This window comes from Pseudomonas sp. A125 (assembly GCF_055409485.1).
Genome location: NZ_JBUZVP010000041.1, coordinates 1 through 18,991, shown reverse-complemented (window position 1 = coordinate 18,991; position 18,991 = coordinate 1). Strand labels below are relative to the sequence as shown.

24 protein-coding genes and 1 pseudogene are annotated in these 18,991 nt (G+C 59.2%); 11 read left to right on the top strand and 14 right to left on the bottom strand.

Annotated elements, in window-relative coordinates; genetic code table 11:
- Positions 1–4 precede the first annotated feature (4 nt).
- The 3 genes from ACZRN6_RS33310 to ACZRN6_RS33300 all read right to left on the bottom strand — a co-directional run bounded on the left by ACZRN6_RS33310 (position 5) and on the right by ACZRN6_RS33300 (position 2,551).
- The gene (locus tag ACZRN6_RS33310; protein ID WP_322144850.1) at positions 5–1,252 is read right to left on the bottom strand and encodes an OprD family porin; all 1,248 of its coding nucleotides are present in this window, start codon (positions 1,250–1,252) and stop codon (positions 5–7) included.
- Positions 1,253–1,469: 217 nt separating this feature from the next.
- The gene (locus ACZRN6_RS33305; protein WP_322144851.1) at positions 1,470–1,946 is read right to left on the bottom strand and encodes a copper chaperone PCu(A)C; all 477 of its coding nucleotides are present in this window, start codon (positions 1,944–1,946) and stop codon (positions 1,470–1,472) included.
- Complete coding sequence (locus ACZRN6_RS33300; RefSeq protein ID WP_322144852.1) at positions 1,946–2,551, bottom strand: SCO family protein; 606 nt, start codon at positions 2,549–2,551, stop codon at positions 1,946–1,948. Before ACZRN6_RS33300 ends, ACZRN6_RS33305 begins: the two co-directional genes overlap by 1 nt.
- A 163-nt stretch (positions 2,552–2,714) precedes the next feature.
- Here ACZRN6_RS33300 and ACZRN6_RS33295 point away from each other — a divergent pair, with 163 nt between their 5' ends.
- Together ACZRN6_RS33295 and ACZRN6_RS33290 are read left to right on the top strand one after the other, a co-directional pair.
- The gene (locus ACZRN6_RS33295) at positions 2,715–3,098 is read left to right on the top strand and encodes a DUF2946 domain-containing protein (protein ID WP_322144853.1); all 384 of its coding nucleotides are present in this window, start codon (positions 2,715–2,717) and stop codon (positions 3,096–3,098) included.
- A 62-nt stretch (positions 3,099–3,160) separates the two neighbouring features.
- Entirely contained in the window at positions 3,161–3,715 is a 555-nt protein-coding gene (locus tag ACZRN6_RS33290; RefSeq protein ID WP_464009781.1) for a putative natural product biosynthesis protein, read from the top strand.
- Here the strand turns inward: ACZRN6_RS33290 and ACZRN6_RS33285 are convergent.
- Entirely contained in the window at positions 3,690–4,619 is a 930-nt protein-coding gene (locus ACZRN6_RS33285) for an aromatic alcohol reductase (RefSeq protein WP_322144855.1), read from the bottom strand. The two genes, ACZRN6_RS33290 and ACZRN6_RS33285, sit on opposite strands and share 26 nt — an antisense overlap.
- 90 nt (positions 4,620–4,709) lie before the next feature.
- On the opposite strand from ACZRN6_RS33285, the gene ACZRN6_RS33280 reads away from it, so the two are divergent.
- The 3 genes from ACZRN6_RS33280 (at position 4,710) to ACZRN6_RS33270 (ending at position 7,269) form a co-directional block, all read left to right on the top strand.
- Entirely contained in the window at positions 4,710–5,114 is a 405-nt protein-coding gene (locus ACZRN6_RS33280) for a winged helix-turn-helix transcriptional regulator (RefSeq protein ID WP_322144856.1), read from the top strand.
- A gap of 139 nt (positions 5,115–5,253) precedes the next feature.
- Complete coding sequence (locus tag ACZRN6_RS33275) at positions 5,254–6,159, top strand: LysR family transcriptional regulator (protein WP_464009780.1); 906 nt, start codon at positions 5,254–5,256, stop codon at positions 6,157–6,159.
- A 93-nt stretch (positions 6,160–6,252) separates the two neighbouring features.
- On the top strand, positions 6,253–7,269 hold the full coding sequence (locus ACZRN6_RS33270; RefSeq protein ID WP_464009779.1) for a hypothetical protein: 1,017 nt from the start codon (positions 6,253–6,255) through the stop codon (positions 7,267–7,269).
- Positions 7,270–7,436: 167 nt separating this feature from the next.
- Here the strand turns inward: ACZRN6_RS33270 and ACZRN6_RS33265 are convergent, their stop codons facing one another.
- The 4 genes and pseudogenes from ACZRN6_RS33265 to ACZRN6_RS33250 all read right to left on the bottom strand — a co-directional run bounded on the left by ACZRN6_RS33265 (position 7,437) and on the right by ACZRN6_RS33250 (position 10,149).
- Positions 7,437–8,090 (bottom strand): helix-turn-helix transcriptional regulator, encoded by a 654-nt coding sequence (locus ACZRN6_RS33265; protein WP_322144859.1) that lies wholly within the window; start codon positions 8,088–8,090, stop codon positions 7,437–7,439.
- A gap of 549 nt (positions 8,091–8,639) precedes the next feature.
- Positions 8,640–8,753, bottom strand: a pseudogene (locus tag ACZRN6_RS33260) (con-10 family general stress protein); the annotation flags it as partial.
- Positions 8,754–8,923: 170 nt separating this feature from the next.
- Positions 8,924–9,400 (bottom strand): hemerythrin domain-containing protein, encoded by a 477-nt coding sequence (locus ACZRN6_RS33255; RefSeq protein WP_322144861.1) that lies wholly within the window; start codon positions 9,398–9,400, stop codon positions 8,924–8,926.
- 191 nt (positions 9,401–9,591) lie between these two features.
- Entirely contained in the window at positions 9,592–10,149 is a 558-nt protein-coding gene (locus ACZRN6_RS33250) for an ATP-dependent Clp protease proteolytic subunit (RefSeq protein ID WP_322144862.1), read from the bottom strand.
- A 155-nt stretch (positions 10,150–10,304) separates the two neighbouring features.
- Between ACZRN6_RS33250 and ACZRN6_RS33245 the strand changes: the two genes are divergently transcribed.
- On the top strand, positions 10,305–10,526 hold the full coding sequence (locus ACZRN6_RS33245; RefSeq protein ID WP_322144863.1) for a PLD nuclease N-terminal domain-containing protein: 222 nt from the start codon (positions 10,305–10,307) through the stop codon (positions 10,524–10,526).
- A 54-nt stretch (positions 10,527–10,580) separates the two neighbouring features.
- Here ACZRN6_RS33245 and ACZRN6_RS33240 read toward each other — a convergent pair whose 3' ends face one another.
- Complete coding sequence (locus tag ACZRN6_RS33240) at positions 10,581–11,141, bottom strand: type 1 glutamine amidotransferase domain-containing protein (RefSeq protein ID WP_322144864.1); 561 nt, start codon at positions 11,139–11,141, stop codon at positions 10,581–10,583.
- Between the two features lie 28 nt (positions 11,142–11,169).
- On the bottom strand, positions 11,170–11,673 hold the full coding sequence (locus ACZRN6_RS33235; protein ID WP_464009778.1) for a DUF4142 domain-containing protein: 504 nt from the start codon (positions 11,671–11,673) through the stop codon (positions 11,170–11,172).
- Between the two features lie 197 nt (positions 11,674–11,870).
- On the opposite strand from ACZRN6_RS33235, the gene ACZRN6_RS33230 reads away from it, so the two are divergent.
- Genes ACZRN6_RS33230 through ACZRN6_RS33220 form a run of 3 tightly spaced genes read left to right on the top strand, consistent with a single transcriptional unit; the run spans position 11,871 to position 13,276 of the window.
- Positions 11,871–12,110 (top strand): hypothetical protein, encoded by a 240-nt coding sequence (locus ACZRN6_RS33230; RefSeq protein WP_464009777.1) that lies wholly within the window; start codon positions 11,871–11,873, stop codon positions 12,108–12,110.
- A 15-nt stretch (positions 12,111–12,125) separates the two neighbouring features.
- Positions 12,126–12,557, top strand: a complete 432-nt coding sequence (locus ACZRN6_RS33225) for a DNA methylase (protein ID WP_464009776.1) — start codon at positions 12,126–12,128, stop codon at positions 12,555–12,557.
- A complete protein-coding gene (locus tag ACZRN6_RS33220; RefSeq protein WP_464009775.1) occupies positions 12,557–13,276 on the top strand; it encodes a DUF72 domain-containing protein in 720 nt (239 codons plus the stop codon). The genes ACZRN6_RS33225 and ACZRN6_RS33220 overlap by 1 nt, the downstream gene beginning before the upstream one ends.
- Here the strand turns inward: ACZRN6_RS33220 and ACZRN6_RS33215 are convergent.
- The 3 genes from ACZRN6_RS33215 to ACZRN6_RS33205 all read right to left on the bottom strand — a co-directional run bounded on the left by ACZRN6_RS33215 (position 13,273) and on the right by ACZRN6_RS33205 (position 16,388).
- Positions 13,273–14,061, bottom strand: a complete 789-nt coding sequence (locus ACZRN6_RS33215) for a DeoR/GlpR family DNA-binding transcription regulator (RefSeq protein WP_464009774.1) — start codon at positions 14,059–14,061, stop codon at positions 13,273–13,275. The two genes, ACZRN6_RS33220 and ACZRN6_RS33215, sit on opposite strands and share 4 nt — an antisense overlap.
- A 399-nt stretch (positions 14,062–14,460) precedes the next feature.
- Positions 14,461–15,402 (bottom strand): alpha/beta hydrolase, encoded by a 942-nt coding sequence (locus tag ACZRN6_RS33210; protein ID WP_464009773.1) that lies wholly within the window; start codon positions 15,400–15,402, stop codon positions 14,461–14,463.
- A 98-nt stretch (positions 15,403–15,500) separates the two neighbouring features.
- Positions 15,501–16,388 carry a LysR family transcriptional regulator gene (locus tag ACZRN6_RS33205; protein WP_464009772.1) on the bottom strand — a complete coding sequence of 296 codons (888 nt, stop codon included), beginning with the start codon at positions 16,386–16,388 and terminating at the stop codon, positions 15,501–15,503.
- A 132-nt stretch (positions 16,389–16,520) separates the two neighbouring features.
- Here ACZRN6_RS33205 and ACZRN6_RS33200 point away from each other — a divergent pair, with 132 nt between their 5' ends.
- Entirely contained in the window at positions 16,521–17,366 is an 846-nt protein-coding gene (locus tag ACZRN6_RS33200) for an SDR family NAD(P)-dependent oxidoreductase (RefSeq protein WP_464009771.1), read from the top strand.
- A gap of 4 nt (positions 17,367–17,370) precedes the next feature.
- Here the strand turns inward: ACZRN6_RS33200 and ACZRN6_RS33195 are convergent, their stop codons facing one another.
- Positions 17,371–18,126 (bottom strand): DeoR/GlpR family DNA-binding transcription regulator, encoded by a 756-nt coding sequence (locus tag ACZRN6_RS33195; protein WP_322144873.1) that lies wholly within the window; start codon positions 18,124–18,126, stop codon positions 17,371–17,373.
- Between the two features lie 82 nt (positions 18,127–18,208).
- Between ACZRN6_RS33195 and nudK the strand changes: the two genes are divergently transcribed.
- The gene (nudK, locus tag ACZRN6_RS33190) at positions 18,209–18,796 is read left to right on the top strand and encodes a GDP-mannose pyrophosphatase NudK (RefSeq protein ID WP_464009770.1); all 588 of its coding nucleotides are present in this window, start codon (positions 18,209–18,211) and stop codon (positions 18,794–18,796) included.
- The last annotated feature ends 195 nt before the right edge of the window (positions 18,797–18,991 follow it).

The following is an 18,991-nucleotide window of genomic DNA, read 5'->3' as shown; positions in this document are numbered from 1 at the left end:
AAAATCACAGCAAGGGCAGGGTGTAGCTGACGATAAAGCGGTTTTGGTCGATATCGCTGCCGCTGCCATTGCTGCGATACGTGCCATTGCGCCATTTCACTTCAAGGTTCTTCAGGGCGCCGCTCTGGAACACGTAGCCGATATCGGTGTTGCGCTCCCACTCGGTGCCTTCCACGCCTTTGCTGCGCTCGAAGTTGTCGCCCTTGAGGTAGCGGGTCATGAAGGTCAGGCCGGGAATGCCGAGGGCGGCGAAGTTATAGTCGTAGCGAGCCTGCCAGGACTTTTCCTCGGGGTTGGCGAAGTCCGGCGAGATCATCACGTAGTTCACCAAGTAGGAGTCGGTACCCTCCAGGGACGGGAAACCAGTGAGGCCTTTCATGCGCTGGTAGGCGGCGCCGAACGAGTGGCCGCTGATGCTGTACGTGAACTTGGCGCCGAAGGCCTGGTTATCGACGTTGCTGTTGCCTTCCTTGCTGGAGTCGGCATAGCGCAGGTCGGTCTTGAAGGACTGGGCATCACCCAGTGAAAGCGTGTGGAGCACGTTGAAAATATGCTGCTTATAGTTGTTCTCAAGGTTCGCGTAGTGATAGCCGGTGACCAGGGTTTTGGTCCAGCTGTAACTGGCGCTGGCGAAGTCGAATTTATCGCTTGGGACCGCGCCTTTTATGCCTTTGCCGGAGGCTTGGATATCGTCGTGACTGCTGTCATTACGCAGGGTGTTACTGGTCAGGCGCCCGGCGTCGAAAGTCAGCCCGTCGATATCCTGGCTGGTCAGTTGGGTGCCGCGAAAGGTCTGGGGCAGCAGCCTGCCGTCGTTGGGCAGTACCGTGGGCAGTTTGGGGATCAGCGTGCCGATTTTAAGCACGCTCTTGGAAATCCGCGCTTTGGCGGTGGCGCCTATCCGGCTGTAGCTGTCCGGGGCGCCGTCCTCGCCCACGGGGAGCAGGCCAGTGTTTTGCCGGTCTGGGCTGGAGTCCAGTTTCAGACCTTGCAGGCCCATGGCATCGAGGCCAAATCCAACCAGCCCTTCGGTGTAACCCGATTGGTAATTGAGTATCAGCCCTTGAGCCCACTCATCACGCTTGGACTGCTTGGCGTTGTCCTGGCGGAAATCGCTGTTGAAGTAGAAGTTGCGAAATTCGAGGTCGGCCTTGCTGTCCTTGAAAAAGTCAGCTTCGGCAAAGGTTGGGAAGGCGAGGGTCAAACCGAGGGTGGCCGAGGTCAGGCCCAGGGTAATGGGGGATTTGTTCATTGTTATTCCCGTTGTCTGCTGCTTATTTTTAGAATTATCTGGCCGGACGGCGACAGGGAGACGCGTCCGGCATGCGCAGGCTAACGAGTTGGTTTGCAGATTGAAAATATATAGAAAGTGTTGAGGTGAGACGAAAAAAGTATGAAGGGGATGTGCCCGATTTATCAGGCACTGAAGGGCAAATGTGGGAGCGGGCTCCCACATTTTGATCGGCGTTTTAGTGCATCTTGCTGTGATCCATCGGCTCCATTGCGTTCAACGCACGGGCCTGGGCCTTCACTTCAATCGACTGCTTTTCACCCTTGGCGTTTTCCACGGTAACGGTCAGCGGCACCTGGTCGCCTTCCTTGATCTGCGCAGTGAGGTCGATCAGCATCACGTGGTAACCGTCCGGGTCGAGCTTGACGGCCTTGCCGGCGGGCAACGGAACCGAGTCCACCGGGCCCATGCGCATCACATCGTCCTTCATGGTCATTTCATGGATCTGCACGGTCTTGGCGATTGGCGAGGCCACACTGAGCAGTCTGCTGTCGGTGTCGGCGGTGACGGTCATGAAGGCGCCGCTGGACGGCTGGCCCGGTACCGAGGCGCGTACCCAGGCGTCGCTGACCACCGCCTGTGCACTGGCGTGCGCCGCGAGGCCCAGCAGGGAGAGACCGAGGGCGATGCGCTTGAGGTGTTGAACGGCAGTCATTAGCAGACCTCCATGACGGTGAGCAGGTCTTCTGCGCACTCTTTGGCATTAAGCGAGGCGGACAGGCCCAGGCGCAGGGTGCCCCGGGTGTCAAACACAAAGCTGGTGGCGGTGTGGGAGAGCGTGTAGCTGTCGCCGGCGGGGATCTTTTCATAAAAAATCCCGAATTCCTTGGCGGCCACGGCGATTTCTTCCGGGGTGCCGTACAGCGCTTCGAAGCTGGGGTCGAAGGCCTTGACGTAGGCGTCGAGAATCTTGGGTGTGTCGCGTTCCGGGTCGAGGGTGATAAACACCACCTGCATGATCTTGCCGTCGCGGCCCATCAGTTTTTTCGCCTGGGCCATGCGCGCCAGTGTGGTCGGGCACACGGCCGGGCACTGGGTGAAGCCGAAGAACACCACGGGCATCAAGCCACGGAAGGAACTCAAGGTGACGGTTTCGCCGTCCGTGTTCTTGAGTTTGAAGGTACGGCCCATGATCTTGTCGCTCAGGTCCTTGCCGTACTTGAAGTTCAGTTTGGGGCTGTTGTCACAGCCAGCCAACATGCCAAGGCCGAGCAGGCCCATGCCGGTGAGGACTTTGCGGCGGGTGAATAACGTACTCATCAACTGTGCATCCTGTGAAGCGCCTGGGTACCACGAAGCGTTAAATCAGGCGAGGAGAGCGTGGCATTCTAACAACCCCGGCCTCTGCACGTAATCTGCGACGTTCTGTCACAGGCAAGGGCAGGCTTCATGAGGTTAGATATTCGGTGGTAAAGTCGCCGCCATGAAACTCTCCCGCCCGGACCGTTCACTCATTGCCTGGACCCTGTATTTTTGCGTCCTGTTCAATGTGTTCGTCTGCGGTTTGGGCCATGGGCAGATGATGGGCCTGGAGCTGAACGGCCTGGGCGGGCAGTTCTGCTCAAGCCTGGGCACCAAGGCGCCGGCCTCGGACGCAGGCCTTGGTAACCCGACAGCCAGCAGTTGGTCGAATTTCTTCGCGTGCCCGGTGTGCTCTGCCGTGACCCTGGGCATCGTGTTCCTGTTTTGCCTGGCTTGGCTGTTGGGCCTTGGGCAAAAGCCGCGCCCGGCCCATGAGCGGCGCAACAAGGCACCTCCGCGGTACTCGTGGCCCTCGGCCAACCCTCGCGCTTCCCCTGCATCCTGACGTTTACCGTGGGCCTCCTGTTACCAGGCGGCGTTCTGTTGTCACGAGTGTGAGTGGTTTCCATGAGTTCTATCCTGCCTTCCGGCGCTGCCCGCCTGGTCAGCAAGGCGTCGCGCCGTCCGTCGCGCGGTGACGTGCTGTTGCCGTCTGTCGAATACCCAAGTAACGCCCGTTGTTTTGTCCACCTGGATGCACGGTTGCTGCCGTACTGGCACAGCTTGTTCGACATCTGCCCCGGTTTGCTCAAGCTCGACCCGCCGGAGGGCTTGAACCTGTTTCGCAGTTTCATGACGTGGGCGTATCGCAACCGTCCATCCCTGAACTGGACCTATCACGTAAGTGTGTGCCGTTGGTTGCTCGGTTCGGTGTATTGCGCGCAGATCGATGAAGAACCCATCGAGGCGTTCATGACAGCGGCAGCGGCCCGCTGGGTCAGCGATGACAGCAGCCAGGCCCGGGGCGTGGTCCTGGCCTGGCAAGGCTCGCCGCTGCAGGTGGTGGACTGGAAGCAGGGCAGTGGCGTGCCACTGCAAACGTTGCCGCCACTGCTGTGGGACTTCGGCTGGTGCGCGCTGGATAGCCAGGGGCGATTCAGCGGCTGGTTGCCGGTGCCTTGAGGTTCTGCTCAATCCACTGGGCGACGCTGGTCACGGCGATCTGCTGTTGCGCATTGAAGGTGATGGCGGGGTCCCAGGCCACGCCGTTGCCTTGGGCGAAGGCCACCCGGTATTTCATCAAATTGTCCAAGGGCGCAGCGGCCAGTTTGGTTTGCAGGTACGGCACCGGCCAGCGTTCGCGTTTTAGCCTGAGCCCCAGTTGCGCATCGACAGTATCTGCCAGCTCACCATAGGTCAGCGTGTCGCCAGCGGTGTACACCACTTGATTGATGATCGGTGGCTCGCTGAACAGGATGCGCGCGGTCAGCAGGCCGATATCCTCTGGGGTGGTGACGGTGACGGCGGTGTCCCAATCCCCCAGTGCGTGCACGGTATTTTGCGCCAGGTCGACGACGCCGAATGAAGGTTCAAACAGAAAGCTGGTAAACATTCCGGTGGAGACGATCACCCATTGCGTGCCTTGCTGGCCCCGCAGCAAGTCGCGTACGTCAAGTTGCTCATCCCACACGTCCTGGGCCGAGCCTCGGCCAATCACGTCGTAGTCCACGCCGAACTGCCACGGCACATAGCGTTTCACGCCGCCTGCGATGGCGGCGCGGGTCAGTTTGCGCTGGGTGCCAATGCCGGCGGCAAAACCGATGCAACAGATTACGGTGTGATAGTCAGCGAACACCGCCGCCAGTTCGGCTTCGGAATCGTTGGCCAGGTCACCGGCCAACAGCTCAATGCCCAGTGCGCGCAGTTCGCTGGTTTCCTGCTGTTTGGCGGGGTCGGTCGAGTTCAGCGTGGCAGGGCGCAGCAACACGGTTACCGGCACATTCTGCGGTGCGGCAAGGCGTGACAATTGGCGCAGTACGGCCAGGCCCAACTCGCCGGCGCCCAGTACAAGGATCGAAGCAATCATAGGGTTCTCGGTTCAAGTGAAAGTCGTGCCATGCTTGCAGAATTGCCGACCGCGCATAAGAAGGCACACCAGTGATACCGGGAGTAGAAGGTGGATAACGACGAGATCATCAGGCGCTCACAAGCTGCCTGCGAAGCCCTCAGCGCTGATGACGACGGGCTCAAGCGCCAGGTGTTGACCCACGCCGGGAACCGTTGGTCGTTGGGCATCGTGCACCTGTTGGGCGTGAACGGGCGCCTGCGCCACGCCGAGATTGGCCGGCGCATGGAAGGCGTCACCCAGCGCATGCTCACACGCACCTTGCGCCAGTTGGAACGCGACGGCCTGGTGTTGCGCCATGACTTTCAGGAAGTGCCGCCCAAGGTTGAATACCAGCTGTCGGCGCTGGGCAAACAACTGCTGGTGCACATGATTCCACTGTGGACGTGGGTGGTGGAAAACGCCGATGAATTCAGGCGCTCCCGAGAGCATTTCGATACTGAGCAGGCGCCGTGATCAGGCTCTTGGCCGGCAGTCTGCCCGTGTGCTCGCGGATGTTGGTCTATTGAAAAGCCGTCAGATTGGCTAGGGCATTCGGTTTTTCGATTGAGTACTGTTGAGGTTTTTGACGTGCGCTGCCCAAGGATACCCACCGATGTCCATCGGAAAAAATTTCGCCGGCGTCATCGCCTTCATGAAAGTGGCGGCCAGCGAAAGCTTCAGTGAGGCGGCTCGCGACCTGGGCATTTCAGTGCCTTCGGTCAGCCGCAGCATTACGCGTCTGGAAACCCAACTGGCCATCAAGCTGCTCGAACGTACGACCCACAGTGTGGCTGTTACCCAGGAGGGGCGACGTTTTTTCGAAGAATGCCTGCCCAGCGTCGAGCACCTTTTGCGCGCTACCGAAGCGCTTAAGCAATCCACCCAGTCGCCGTCCGGCGTTGTGCGGGTGAGTTCTACCGTGGGTTTTGGGCGCAAGTGCATTGCGCCGCTGCTGGCCGGGTTTTGTAAGGCCCACCCGGACATCACCCTCGAGTTTGACCTGAACGATCGCCATGTGGATTTCGCCGAAGGCCGGGTGGATGTCGCGATTCGCAACGGGCGGCTGGAAGACGCCGATGTCATAGCAAAACAGCTGGCACCGATGAGTTTCGTCACCTGCGCCGCGCCCGAGTATCTGCAAGTGGCCGGTTACCCGCAGACCCTTGAGGACCTGGCGGCGCACAAGACCATCGCGTTTCGCCTGGCGCAATCGGGCAAGCCGCATGTGTGGGAATTTGAAGTCGATGGGCAGTTCATGCGGCTGCCGTTGCCTTACAGCCAGTTGTTCAATGACCCGGAACTGGTGGCGCTCGCGGCGGTAGCCGGTGGCGGTGTGGCGCAGCTTGCCGGTTATCAGGCGCAGCACTGGATCGCGCAACAGCGCCTGGTGGTCTTGCTGCCAGGCTATAGGGCGCAGGCGCGGGGCAGGGGGCATTACATCTGCTATCGCCAGCGCGACAAGACGCCGCTGCGGGTCAAATTGTTCGTCGACTACATGGTGCAGGCCTTCCAGGCGTGACCATTGGGTAAAAGGCTTTTGCCAGGGCGGCTAATTGTCGAGGGGGCGATGGCTGGGCACTCTCCGGGTGATATTTATCATCGGGAAGTCGATATGTTAAGCAAAGCTATCAAACCCTGGCTGGAGTGGCTGTGGCTGCTGCCGTTCGCTGCGGCGCTGTACTATCCATGGGCGTTGGCGTGGGGCAACCAGGCGCATCTGGCTGGTGCCGGCACCCCCGTCGTTCTGGCGCTGATCCTGAGCGCTTATGCGCTACCGCTGCTGGCATTTGCCTGCGTGTATGTCACCGGAGCCCAGCCGGCCATGAGCGCACGCCTGGTGCTGGCGCGGCGTTTGTCGTGCCTGGCGGTGGCCGCGCCGCCTGCGTATACGCTGATGGGCGTGGTGCTGTACCTGATGAAAATCTACGGCCACGACATCGCGGTATGGAGCGGGCTGTGGCTGGCGCTGACGGGCTTTTTCGCGATGCTGTCTTCAACGGGGCCGACCATCAGCCTGGTGACCTCGGACAAGACCTACATCAAGCTGCGAGTCGCCCACGGCATCGCCTCCCTGGCGATCCTGTTGGTCTTCCTGGCGCCGCACCTGTTCAACCACCTTTTGGGCATACTGGGTACCGATGTGCACAAGTCGGTGATGGATACGCTGCGAGTGGTGTACCGCAATGGTGTGTTGGAACCGGTGATCATCGTCACGTTTTTCTTCCAGATTCTCAGCGGGTTGGTGCTGATTCGCCCGAAAACCGTCACGCGCGCCGACCTGCTGGACGCCTTGCAGACCGCGTCGGGTGCCTATCTCTCGCTGTTTATCGCGTCCCATATCAACTCGGTGTTTACCCTGGCGCGTTACTTCGGCACCGACACCGATTACGCCTGGGCGGTGGCCGAGCCGGTGGGGTTGCTGGCGGATCCTTGGAGCATTCGGCTGCTGCCGCATTACTCCCTGGCGGTGTTCCTGCTGATTGCGCATTTGGGCTGCGGATTGCGGGGCGTATTGCGTAACCACAACGTCAGCGAGACGCGCAGTTCGCTGGCGACCTGGCTGGTGATTGCGTTGGGCGGCGTGGTCACGGTCATCATTACCAGCGGCATGCTGGGTGTGCGGGTTTAGCCCGGTCTGCGCACTCGATAGAAGTATCGTCTTGTGTAATTAAAAAACGCACTTGGTGCTGTCGATCTGGGCGCTGTTGGCGTTTGTCCTGTTCAATCTGCAATGGGCCTGACGTCTGCTTGAGGCAGCGGCTGCGATGGACTGCGCAGCCCATCGCAGCTTCTGTCTCACTTGCGGGGCTGGATGCTGTAGGCGCAGCGCCGGTCTCCGGAAATCAGATGCTCGCACCGTTCCACCACGTTCTCCTCGCCAAGCGCCGCCTGGAAAATCTGCAACTCGGAGCGGCACAATCCCTGGCATTTTCGTGCGGCCACGCAGATAGGGCAGTGGTTTTCCACCAATAGCCAGCCATCGTCCAGCGGCTCCATCTGCGCCATGTACCCGGCGCGTTCGCGAATCTGCACCAGGATCTCGACTTTCTCCTGCAAGCTCGATGCGGCGGAGCAGGCCTGGATGTATTCGTGTTTGGCGGCCGCTTCCATGCTGGAGATGACTTTCTCCACGCCTTCGCTGCCAAAAACCCCTTCGATGGATTCGATAAGGTGCAACGTCAGCACGCTGTGGGCATCCGGGAATTTGCGCTGGGCGGTGGCGGTCAATGTCCACTTCAATGATGGCCGGCCGGCACCCGAGATGGGGGCCGAGACGCCGACGATCAACTCTGCGACCTGCAACTTCTGGATCTGCTGGCGGGCGGCCTCGGAGGTGATTTCCAGCAACGCAGCCAGGTCCGCGGTTTTCAGTGGGCCACGGGTCTTGAGCAGGAACAGGATGCGGTCCCCGGTGGATGCCGGATTGTCGTCGGTAGGTGTAGCGTTCATAGATCGGGCATAACCATGGAAGTGACCGGCTCATTTGACCACAGCACGCGGGTTGGGGCACGCGTGCCGAGTACCAACGGGTGGAATCACTCGCGGCAGAGCTGCAAACCAGTCTGCCGAGCATTGAACACATCGAGCGTGAGCTGCGCTGAAGTCGGCGCTTCAACTTCCCGATTGAGGCACGGCTTTCTTGCCGGTCTTGCTGGCGGGGTGCTGGGGCGAGGTGCTTTTGTGGCGTGTACCCGTTACGCTTTTTGACGGTGCTGGTGCCTTGGTTTCAGCGTTATTACTTCCACCGCGATCGGCATCGGCTGGGCTGCTGGGGTAGGTGCCGGGGGGGAGTGCGGAGCCTGGGACGCTGTTGCCGCTCAAGGCGGGCGCCTCGGGGGCAGTGTCGTCGCCGAAGGCCGCGTAAACTGGGGAACCCAGTATGAGCGTCAAGCAGGCAACTAGTACGATCCTTCGGGAAATACGGGCCTTCATGACTCAATCCCTCTTGGCTATTAAGACCGAAGCCCGGAACATATCCAGGCTTCGGCAACGCCTCAATCAAGACTTTTTGGAGCCAGGGGCGTGGCTGTGGGCCCCGCCTTTTTTGCCGGCTTCAGAAGCCTTTGCGCGGTCATTGGCGAAGTTGCCGCCTGAACCCTGGCCGCCGCTTTTGCGGGTGGTATCTTGCTGGTCCTTGTGACCAGCGCCTGGGGTGGTTTTTCCACTATTAGCCATTTTCAAAACCCTCAATGATGATGAGCGAATCAATGGTGTTGCCTAATTGGGAATCCGTAGGCCAAATCAAAGTTTGAAAAAGTTTGCCCGCATGCGACGAATGGACATCAAGCCGCCATTGGCTTGGTGCCGAGCGCTTTCTTTTGCGTGGCTTTCAGCGCTTCCATTTGCGCACCAAGCTCTTCGAGCAACGCCTTGCCCAGTAGCTTTCTCGCCTGTGGGAACATCTCGCTTTCTTCTTCCTCGATATGGTGCTCCAACAGTTCCTTGACCACTTTGACGCGCCCGGAAAACTCGGTGGTGGAAGGTGAAGTCTGTTTCAGGTCCGGCAAGACGAGGGAGTCGACGGTGCGATGTTCTTCCTTGGCTTCGTGGTACATGATTTCCTGATCCTTGCCCCCAGCCTTGCGAAAAGCCGGATAGAGGATTTCTTCTTCAAGGCGGGTGTGAAGGCTGATTTCCATCTCCAGTTTGGCCAGTAGCTCTGTGCGTTTCTTTACACCGCGCTCTGTGGATTCGCTCAGTTGGCTCAGGATGGCTTTGACACGTTCGTGGTCAGCCTTGAGAAGGTCAATGGCGTTCATGGGTGACACCTCACGGGTAGCGAAAGGGCGGGTCGAAATGCCCGCCTCGTCCACAGCTCTACAGCATGAGTTGTACCAATTTGAATCAGAAATTTATTTGTTTTCAAATCAAGCAATTACGTGAAATATAAACCGGCTTTGGTCGTGCAGGTTGCACGGTCACGTCGTGCGTTGCATGCATTAAACCATGCCTATCCGCCGCTGACTTTCCAGTGCTTGACGTCGTCTGCAAACACGATCTGTTCCACCTCATGGGCAATTCCGTAGGCCAGTGATTCGTGGGCAGCGATGACTTTTTCCTCGGCCGACAGGCACTTGAAGATGTCCAGGTGAGTTTCGGCAGTGGCGGTCTCCAGTTCGTAGATTTTCACGTAGCGGGCCAGGTCGTTGTCCAGGCTCGACAGGTATTCGCGCAGGCGCTGGTGGTCCACGGAGTTCTGGTTGAAGTACCAGTTCATCGGGTGGATCAAAAAGCGTGAGTGGGGCGTGGTGATCCGGCGACCGGCCGCAAGGAACATGATGATGCCCATGGACTCGATATTGCCCGCGTTGATCGCACACAGTGGCACCGGCAGGGACTTGAGGAATGTGTAGAGGGTGAAGCCGAAATTGGTGCTGCCACCCGTGGTCGACAGGTTCAGCAGCAACGAACTGGCGCCTTGCTCAATCGCCTCCAGGCAGCAATCACGAAAGCGCTCCGTGGTGCCCTGATCGATTTGGCAGTGAAAGTGGATGATGTGCTCAGTCATCCTGGGCCTCCGAGGGATGAGAGGTAACGTTGCGTTGAGTCTAGAAGGTTACGGAGCACGTGCCGCAACCGTTGAGCGAGAGCGATTCGTTGTAATTTTAATGAACCCTCGGGCGTGTTGCTTGACCTAATAAACACGACCTCAGGAGGTGAATCATGCAAATCGAATATGTCTGGATTGGCTTGGCGGTGATTCTGTTGCTGCTGGAACTGTGGGCGATCAACAGCGTGCTGCGCAGTGGCAGTGGCTGGGAAACCAAGGGCTTATGGGTGGTGGTGCTGATCTTCATGCCGCTGCTGGGGCTGCTGCTTTGGGCATTTTTTGGACCAAAGGGTGCGAACCGCGCGACGCACGCCACCGAACACGGCAAAGGCTGACGCAGAACAGGAAAAAAACAGGCGCCCGAGGGCGCCTGTTTGCGTTGGCTGGTGTTAAGCCGCCAGTACTTTGGCAATTGCCTGGTTGAATGCCGGCAAATCATCGGGTGTGCGGGAGGTGATCAGTGTCCAGCCATTGGCCGGGCATTCCTTCACCTCTGCATCTACCCAGTTTTGCGCTCCGGCATTGACCAAATCGGTGCGCACGCTTTTGTAGGACGTGAGGGTCTTGCCGCGAATCACCCCGGCGTCAATCAGCGCCCACGGGCCGTGGCAGATGGCGGCTACGGTTTTCCCGGCCTGGACAAAATCATTGATCAGCCGCAATGCGTCGGGATCCTGGCGCAGGGTGTCGGCGTTGACGGTGCCGCCCGGGATGACCAATGCATCAAAATCAGCGCCGTGCAGCTCTGAAAGCTTGGCATCGGACTCCACCGTCTTGTCCTTCTCGGTGTCCTTGACAAAGGTCTGGGTGCTGCCACCTTTGCTGGAACCGTGGGTCACCGTGGCGCCAAAACCGCGCAGGCCTTCGAGGGGCTTGAGCAATTCGTCGCGCTCGATGCCGGTGTTGGAGGTGATGATCAGAATCTTCTTGCCGTGCAGTTGTGAACTCATGGTCGAGTGTCTCCTGAGTGATAAAGGATTAGTTGGCGTGCTGGGACTGCAGCTCCTTGGCCATCTTCAAATGGGCTTCGAGGGTAGGCAGGGTCTTCTCGGCGAAGGCCTTCAATTCGGCGTTGTCCGAGGACGTGGCCTCTTTTTTGAACAGTGCTACGGTGTCTTCGTGGGCCTTCACCTGGTTGTTGGCGTATGCCTTGTCGAAAGACTCGTCGCGAATTTCCAGGATCATTTTCTTGGCTTTGTCGGTCAGGGTGGCGTCATCCGGCACCTTGATGTCGAGCTTTGTCGCAAGGGCTGCCAGCTCCTGGTTAGCCTTGGAGTGGTCGGTAATCATGTGCTGGGCGAAAGCCTTGACGTCGGCGGCGCCGCTTTTTTCCAACGCCAGTTTGCCGGCCTCGACTTCGGTGATACCGCCTTGGGCGGCAGCGTCGACGAAGTCATTGGAAGTGGCTGCCATGGCGGTGCCAATCGAGCCCGCGACCAGCGCGAAGGTCAGTCCCATTTGTTTCATCAGCAGGTGGTTCATGATGCTTCTCCTGAGAAATGGCGCGATGCCGTTACCTGACTGTTGAGCGGGCATGCGGGCAAAAGGTTTAAATTAATTTGTGCTTATTTCTCGGGCCCGCAGCCTGGACAATTTCCTTGAACTATCGAAAAACCATGGGCTCTGCTGCATAACGGCTCCGTACTGGAGCGTGACTTTTCAAACGCAGGAGAACCCCTATGGGCACCCAAAAAACCGCCGACAAAACCCCCGATGCGATCAGCTCCGAACAGGCGCAGAAAGGTCGCCTTGTTGATGAACGCCTTGTTGATAAAGACGGCGGTGGCTTGCAGCGTCCCAACCCCAAGACCGAAACTGTCGATAAAGTCATCACGCCGTCATCCATCAAGGACACACAACGCCAAACCGACCGGATCAACGAACAGGCATCCAAGGTCGAGCGCAAGCTGGGCGAGTGAAGCACGGAGGCAGTCATGGGGCGATCAATCAGTGCCGCTGAACTCGGTATACAGCTCAGGCCTAGCGATGACAGCGCATTGTTCAAGTGGTTTATCGCCAGCTTCCTGATGGGCAAGCGTATCCAGGCGCAAATCGCAGCCCAGGCGTACCACATAATTGTGGTAAAGCATGGCCGCAATACCGCGCGCAAACTGCAGCACTGCACGTCACGCGAGTTGGTGGCCATGCTCGGCGAGGCGCATTACGTGCGTTACGACGAAACCACCGCGCAACGGCTGCTCGACCTGAGCAGCAAGTTGAACGCAGAGTACGCGGGCAAGATCAGCCAAATACGCGAGGCCAGCGCCGACCGTGGGGAGTTTGAACAACGCCTGAATCAGTTCGAGGGCGTCGGGCCGAAGACGGTGGAGATTTTTATGAAGGACGCCGCATCGGTGTTGTTCTGATGACGCTTTTTCTGGGCTGTGCCGGTTGGAGCCTGCCTCGTGAGCAATTGCCCCGATTTGCCAGCCAGGGCACCCACCTGCAGCGTTACGCCGGGTGTTTGAACGCCGTTGAAATCAACAGTTCTTTTTACCGGCCCCATCGCCCGCAAACCTATGCACGATGGGCGCAATCAGTACCGCCGGGGTTTCGTTTCTCGGTCAAGGTGCCACGGCGTATCACCCATGAATTGCGCCTGCACGGTTGTGATACCGCATTGGATGAGTTCCTCTCACAGTGCCTTCACCTGGGCGATCGCCTGGGTTGCCTGCTGGTGCAATTACCGCCTTCACTGAGTTATGACGCGATCACTGCTGCCGGTTTTTTCACGGCGTTACGCCTGCGCTTTGCGGGCAACGTGGTGCTTGAACCGCGGCATGCCAGTTGGGCTCAAGGCGAAGCTATATTGCAAGCGTTCCAGATAGGCCGGGTGGCCGCCGACCCACCGGTGATCGCTGAGGGCGACACACCAAAAGGCTGGCAAGGTGTGCGTTATTGGCGCCTGCACGGTTCGCCGCGTGTCTATCACAGTGCCTACGAAACCGAGCGCTTATGGGCATTGAATGAGGTCCTGCGCGCCGCCATGAAAGAGGGTGTGCCAGCCTGGTGTATTTTTGACAATACGGCCAGCGGGCATGCGATAAGCGATGTGCTGGCCCTTCAGGCAATGCTCGCGTCTTAGATGTCCACCTGCATCACTTCCAGCCCCAGGCATTCATATGCCTCGACACTGCCAGGCGGTACGTGCCACTCGGTAATCAGCGTGTGAATGCGGCTGCACGGTGCCACCACAAATGGCTCCACGGCGCCCAGTTTGTCGGCCAGGGTCACTGCCACCACGTGGGAAGCGCTGTCGAGCATCGCCTGTTTCACCGCCACTTCCTCGAAGTGCAGCGAGCTGATACCAACCTGGGGATGCAGTGCGCAAACGCCGGTGAACAGCAGGTCGGCCTTGACGCCCTGGATCAGTCGCAATGCTTCGTGCCCGCTGGCGGCCATGGTCACCGGGTTGAGCTGGCCACCGGCGAGGATCACCGTGACGTTCGGGTGCTCGGACAGCGCGATGGCAATCATCGGTGAGTGGGTGACGGCAGTGAGCCGGATGGAATGCGGCAAGGACTGAGCGATTTGCAGGGTGGTGGTGCCCGAGTCAAACAGCACGATCTGGCCGTCTTCCACACGGTCGGCGGCGAGCTGCGCCAGGTGGCGTTTGGTCGCGGTGGTTTCGCCAAAACGGGTGAAGAAATCCTTGCCAGTGTCCTTGGGCCGGGGCAACGCACCGCCGTGCACGCGTTGCAGCAGGCCGGCGGCGGCCAGTTCGCCAAGGTCACGGCGGATGGTGTCCTGGGAGACGGCAAAATGGTCCACCAGTTCCGAGGCGGTGACTTTGCCGTCGCGCTCCAGCATCAGCAGGATTTTTTGTTTGCGCAAAGAAGGCAGGTCGACATCAGCGTGGATGCTATGCATGTTTATGCTCGTTAGTGCGTGTTTGTGCGAGATTAATCAGCCTAACGAAGAAACGCAATGGCAGAGGTGATCTGAATGCTGTCCTGTTCCAAGAGCACCTACAGGGCCAATGGAGCGAAATTCGCGCACCGTAGGGCTATAAGGATATTCGTGATACGACGCAGGAGATTTTGCTGCCAGGAGGCTTTCCGGCAGGAGGCTCATCAGCAAAAAAATCGTAAAAAAGTAAAAAGAGTTGTCCACGAAAACCGTGGGTATCTCTGTGGATAACTTCCCTTGAGCCCGGCGGGTATGGCGATTTAACCCGCGGTTAATATTTGATCAGTCGCCGTTTATGGCCAGTATGGGCAGGCTTTTCGCCTTGACAGGCACTGGTCAAACCGGTGCCGGAATGCAGGTTTACGAGTTGTTCGGGCGCACGGTGGAGGGGCCGGCGATCTGGGTTGGCCGCTTGGATTGCATCAGGCTGTCCAGTGCCTGCCGGTAGCTGCTGCCGCCGAGGCGCATGCTGTCGTTATGGCTGGCACCGGGCACCAGCAACAGGCGTTTTGGCTCGTGTGCGGCATCAAACAATTGCTGGCTGAAACGTGGGGGCACAAAGGCGTCGGCGAGCCCGTGCACGACCAGCAGCGGCATGTGGATATCGGCGATCTTGTCGATGGAGTCGAATTTCTGTGAGAGCAGCCAGCGTACCGGAAGTGAGGTGTTGGCCACCGCTGTGGCCACATCCGCCAAGGAGGTGAAAGTGGACTCGATTACCAACCCGCGCACCGGTGGCGGCATATGGTTATCCGCCGCCTGCTTGCCCAACTCTGCCGCCAGGTCGATGGCCACCGCGCCGCCCAGTGAGTGCCCATAGATCACGCGTTTGGCGGGGTCGGGTTGCAATACCTGGAAGCGTTCCCAGGCAATGCGGGCATCTTCGTAAACGCTGGTTTCGGAGGGCAAATCACCCTGGCTCTGACCGAAGCCGCGGTAGTCGATGGCCAGCACCGAAAAGCCCAGGGCCCGCAGCTGTTCGATGCGAAACAGCTGACCGGTGAGGTTCCAGCGTACGCCGTGCAGGTAGAGGATCGCCGGGGCGTCCTTCTGCGCAGCCGGCCACCACCAGCCATGAATATTTTGCCCTGACTTGAAGCTCGAAGGTTTCAGGTCGAACTCCTGCACGTCACGCGGTAACCCGCTGTACCAACTGGCCGTGCCCGGTTCGACGCGAAACAGCAGTTCGCGCTCCTTGTGTTGCAACACTGCGCAACTCACCGGCAGGCCAATGATCACGGTGGCCATGCACAGCAGGGGAAACCAGCGCAGGCCGAGGCGGGAAAGAAAACGTGAAAACATGAAGGTTCCAGGACAGAGGCGAAGCACGGGTTTTAACAGATGCCCTGGCTGCGCAGGAAATATTTAGACAGTCGTCACTGAGCATTGCTTGCAAAGTATTACAGCACTCCTTCCAGTACGCAGAAGAAGTGCGCGGGTAACGGCGAAGAATTGTCGGTGCGCCAATTGAGGTAGAGCCCGATGCTGGACGATGTGGCGGTGAGGGGAAGAAACACCACCTTGTCACTGCTTATCGAACGGGCGATCGACTCCGGCACCAGCGCCACGCCAAACCCGCAGGCCACGAGGCCGATCAGGGTGTGCAACTGATCCGCTTCCTGGACCACGCGCGGGTAGAAGCCTGCGGCCTCGCACAAGGCGACCAACTGCTGGTGATAGCCACTGCCCAAAACCTGTGGCGTGAACACGAAATCGGTACCGGCGAAATCCCGCAACTCGACAGCGGCGTCGCCGGCGTGGGGATGGTCACACGGCAGCGCCATCAGGATCGGCTCATCCAGCAGCAGGCGGGACTCGAGGTTGTCTGCCTGGCCCGGCAGATAACGCAGGAACGCGATATCCGCATCGCCGTCCAGTAGCGCCTTGGCCTGGCGGGCGGAAGGCATTTCCTTGATCACCAACTGAACCTTGGGAAACGCCAGGCGAAACTGCTTGAGGGTGTCGAGCAACCATGGGTAGCCGGCAATCGACACCGAGGTGACGGTGAGTGTGCCGGCGATGCCTTGGGACACCTGTCGGGCGTGTTCGACGCCGTGTTGCAATTGCCCGAGCACGCTGTACGCCGTTTGAACAAACGCCGCCCCGGCTGGCAGCAATTGCACGCCACGCCGGTCACGCGCCAGCAGCGCAAACCCGAGCTTATCTTCCAGCCGATTGATCGCCTGGCTTAACGCCGGCTGCGCCATATGCAGGCGTAGCGCGGCCTTGTGAAAGTGCAGCTCTTCGGCGACGGCAATGAATTGGCGCAGCAGGCGGGTTTCGATCATCTGGGCTGTTCCTTCAGGTAGATGGAGCCTGTGGGGCTTGATACGCCGTGGGTATCAATACCGCTGTTGTTCAGTATTAAACAGAGCGGTCACGGGTTGTTAGGGTGGAGTGCCTTTCAGGAGAACACAACGATGGACTTTACAGGTAAAACCGCAATCGTGACCGGTGCCGCCCGGGGCTTGGGGTTCAGTTATGCACGTGAGTTGGCACGCCTGGGAGCGCAGGTGGTGATCAGTGATATTGGGGCCGACACGCAAGGCGAGGGTGCTGATCCGCAAGCGGTTTTGACCGCCGCGCTGGCGCTTCAGAATGAAGGTTTACAGGTGGTTGGCCACACGGGCGACCTGTGCCATGAAGCGGGTTGCCGAGAACTGATCGAATGCGCCATCTCACATTTCGGACAGCTCGATATTCTGATCCACAATGCTGGCTGGGTCGGCTATCAACCCATTGAGGGTGCCGACGAGGCGTTTATCCGGCGAGCGATGGGCATCAATGCCTACGCACCGATATGGCTGGCCAAGCACGCCTGGCGCTACCTCAGGCAATCCGCCGCGCCACGCATCGTGCTGACCACTTCTGACCGTGCGATGTACACGCAATACGCCCAGCCGGGGTTGGTGGCCTACAGCGCGGGCAAGATGGCGCAGTTGGGAATCATGAATGCGCTGAGTGGGGAAGGGGCCGAGGCTGGGATCCTGGTCAATGCCATCTCGCCTGTGGCCAAGACTCGTATGTGGGGCGTGACCGGCGAGCCTGACAACCTCAAGCCCGAATGGGTGACGCCCGGGGTGATTTTCCTGGCCTCGGCGTTGTGCCAGGACAGCGGCTACATCGTGCGCGCCAGTAATGGCCAGTTTACCGCGACGCGTTTTGCCGAGAATCCGGATGTCGGGTACCCGATTGACCTGGCGCGGGTTAAAGCGTCGGATGCGACGCAAGTCGCGGCGTTATGGGGGGCTATCAAGGACTGTTGACGGGTCACGCGAGATACAGCGTCAGCCCTTGGGCTTCATAGGGTTGCAGCAGTGCACGGGGGGTACTGGCCAACGCGACGATCGCGCTGACCTGTGCCAGCTCTGCCACCTGGTAGGGCGATGCGGTATTGAGCTTTTCTGAGGTGGCCAGCACGATGGTTTCTGCGGCAGCGTGGCATAACGCGCGCTTGATCACTGCCTCTTCATAGTCGCCGGTAGACAAGCCTGCACTGGGGTGCACGCTGCACACTCCCATGAAATACAGGTCTGCATTTATCCGCCCGATGGCCTCCAGCGTGGCCGCGCCCACCCCTACCAGCGAGTGGCGAAACAAGCGTCCGCCGAGCATGATGACTTCAATCTGTGGGTGCCCCACCAGCGCCATGGCAATCGAGGGGCTGTGTGTGATCACGGTGGCGCCCAAGTCCTTTGGCAAGTGATGGGCCAGTTGCAGGCAGGTGGTACCGCCATCGATAAACACCACCTGTCCGGGCTGCACAATTTGCGCGGCCGCGCGGCCAATGGTGATTTTTTCTTCGGGAACCAGGTGCTCGCGCACCGAAAAATCCGCCATCGCGGGCGAAGCCGGCAAGGCGCCGCCGTGCACCCGCAGCAACAAACCTTCCTTGGCCATCTCTCGCAGGTCGCGGCGTATTGTGTCTTCGGAAACCTCCAGTGCCTGGCTCAACTCTTTGGCCACCAGCCGGCCGTCGCGGTGCAGCGTATCCAGCAGATGTTGTTTACGTTGTTGGGTCAACATGGGTGGCTTCCTGCACGTTTTTTCTTGACTGTGCACGATTTTGCACGACATGCTGAATAACACAAGACAAAAAGGCCCTGTCATGGAAAACAGCCCTGTTCGCATTCAGGCCGAAGAATTGCTCTCGGATAACTGGTATGTGCTGAAGAAGTACACCTTTGACCTGCGCCGCCGCGACGGCAGGTGGCAGTCGCAGACCCGTGAAATCTATGACCGGGGCAATGGCGCGACGATTCTGCTGTACAACCGCGAGCGGCGCACGGTGTTGCTGATTCGCCAGTTTCGCATGCCCACCTTTGTCAACGGTTACCACGGCTACTTGATCGAGTCCGCTGCTGGTTTGCTGGACAATGCCAGCCCTGAGGAACGTATTCGCCTGGAGGCGGAAGAAGAGACGGGGTACCGCGTGGGTCACGTGGAAAAAATCTATTCGGCGTTCATGAGTCCGGGTTCGGTGACTGAGCGCATTCACTTTTTTATCGGCGAATACCGGCCGGGTGACCGGGTTGGTGAGGGTGGTGGGCTGGAGGATGAGGGTGAGGATATCGAGGTACTCGAACTGGGGTTCGAGGCCGCCCTGGCCATGGTACACAGCGCTGAGATTGTCGATGGCAAGACCATCATGCTGTTGCAGTATCTTGAGTTGCGGATGTTGAAAGAGGGTTGGTGAGGTCGGTTGCGTTTTGTTTGTGGGCGGGGTGTTTGCCGGGGGCTGTGGGGGGAGGGTTTTTGGGGGTAGATCCGTTATTTAGGTAACGGCTACTTAGGGTTCCGCTCTTACAGCGGGTCACTTTTGAAAAGCGCAAAAGTAACCAAAACGCTCTGCCCCGCCTGTCGGCGCCTCGCCTAGGCTCGGCGTTCCCTC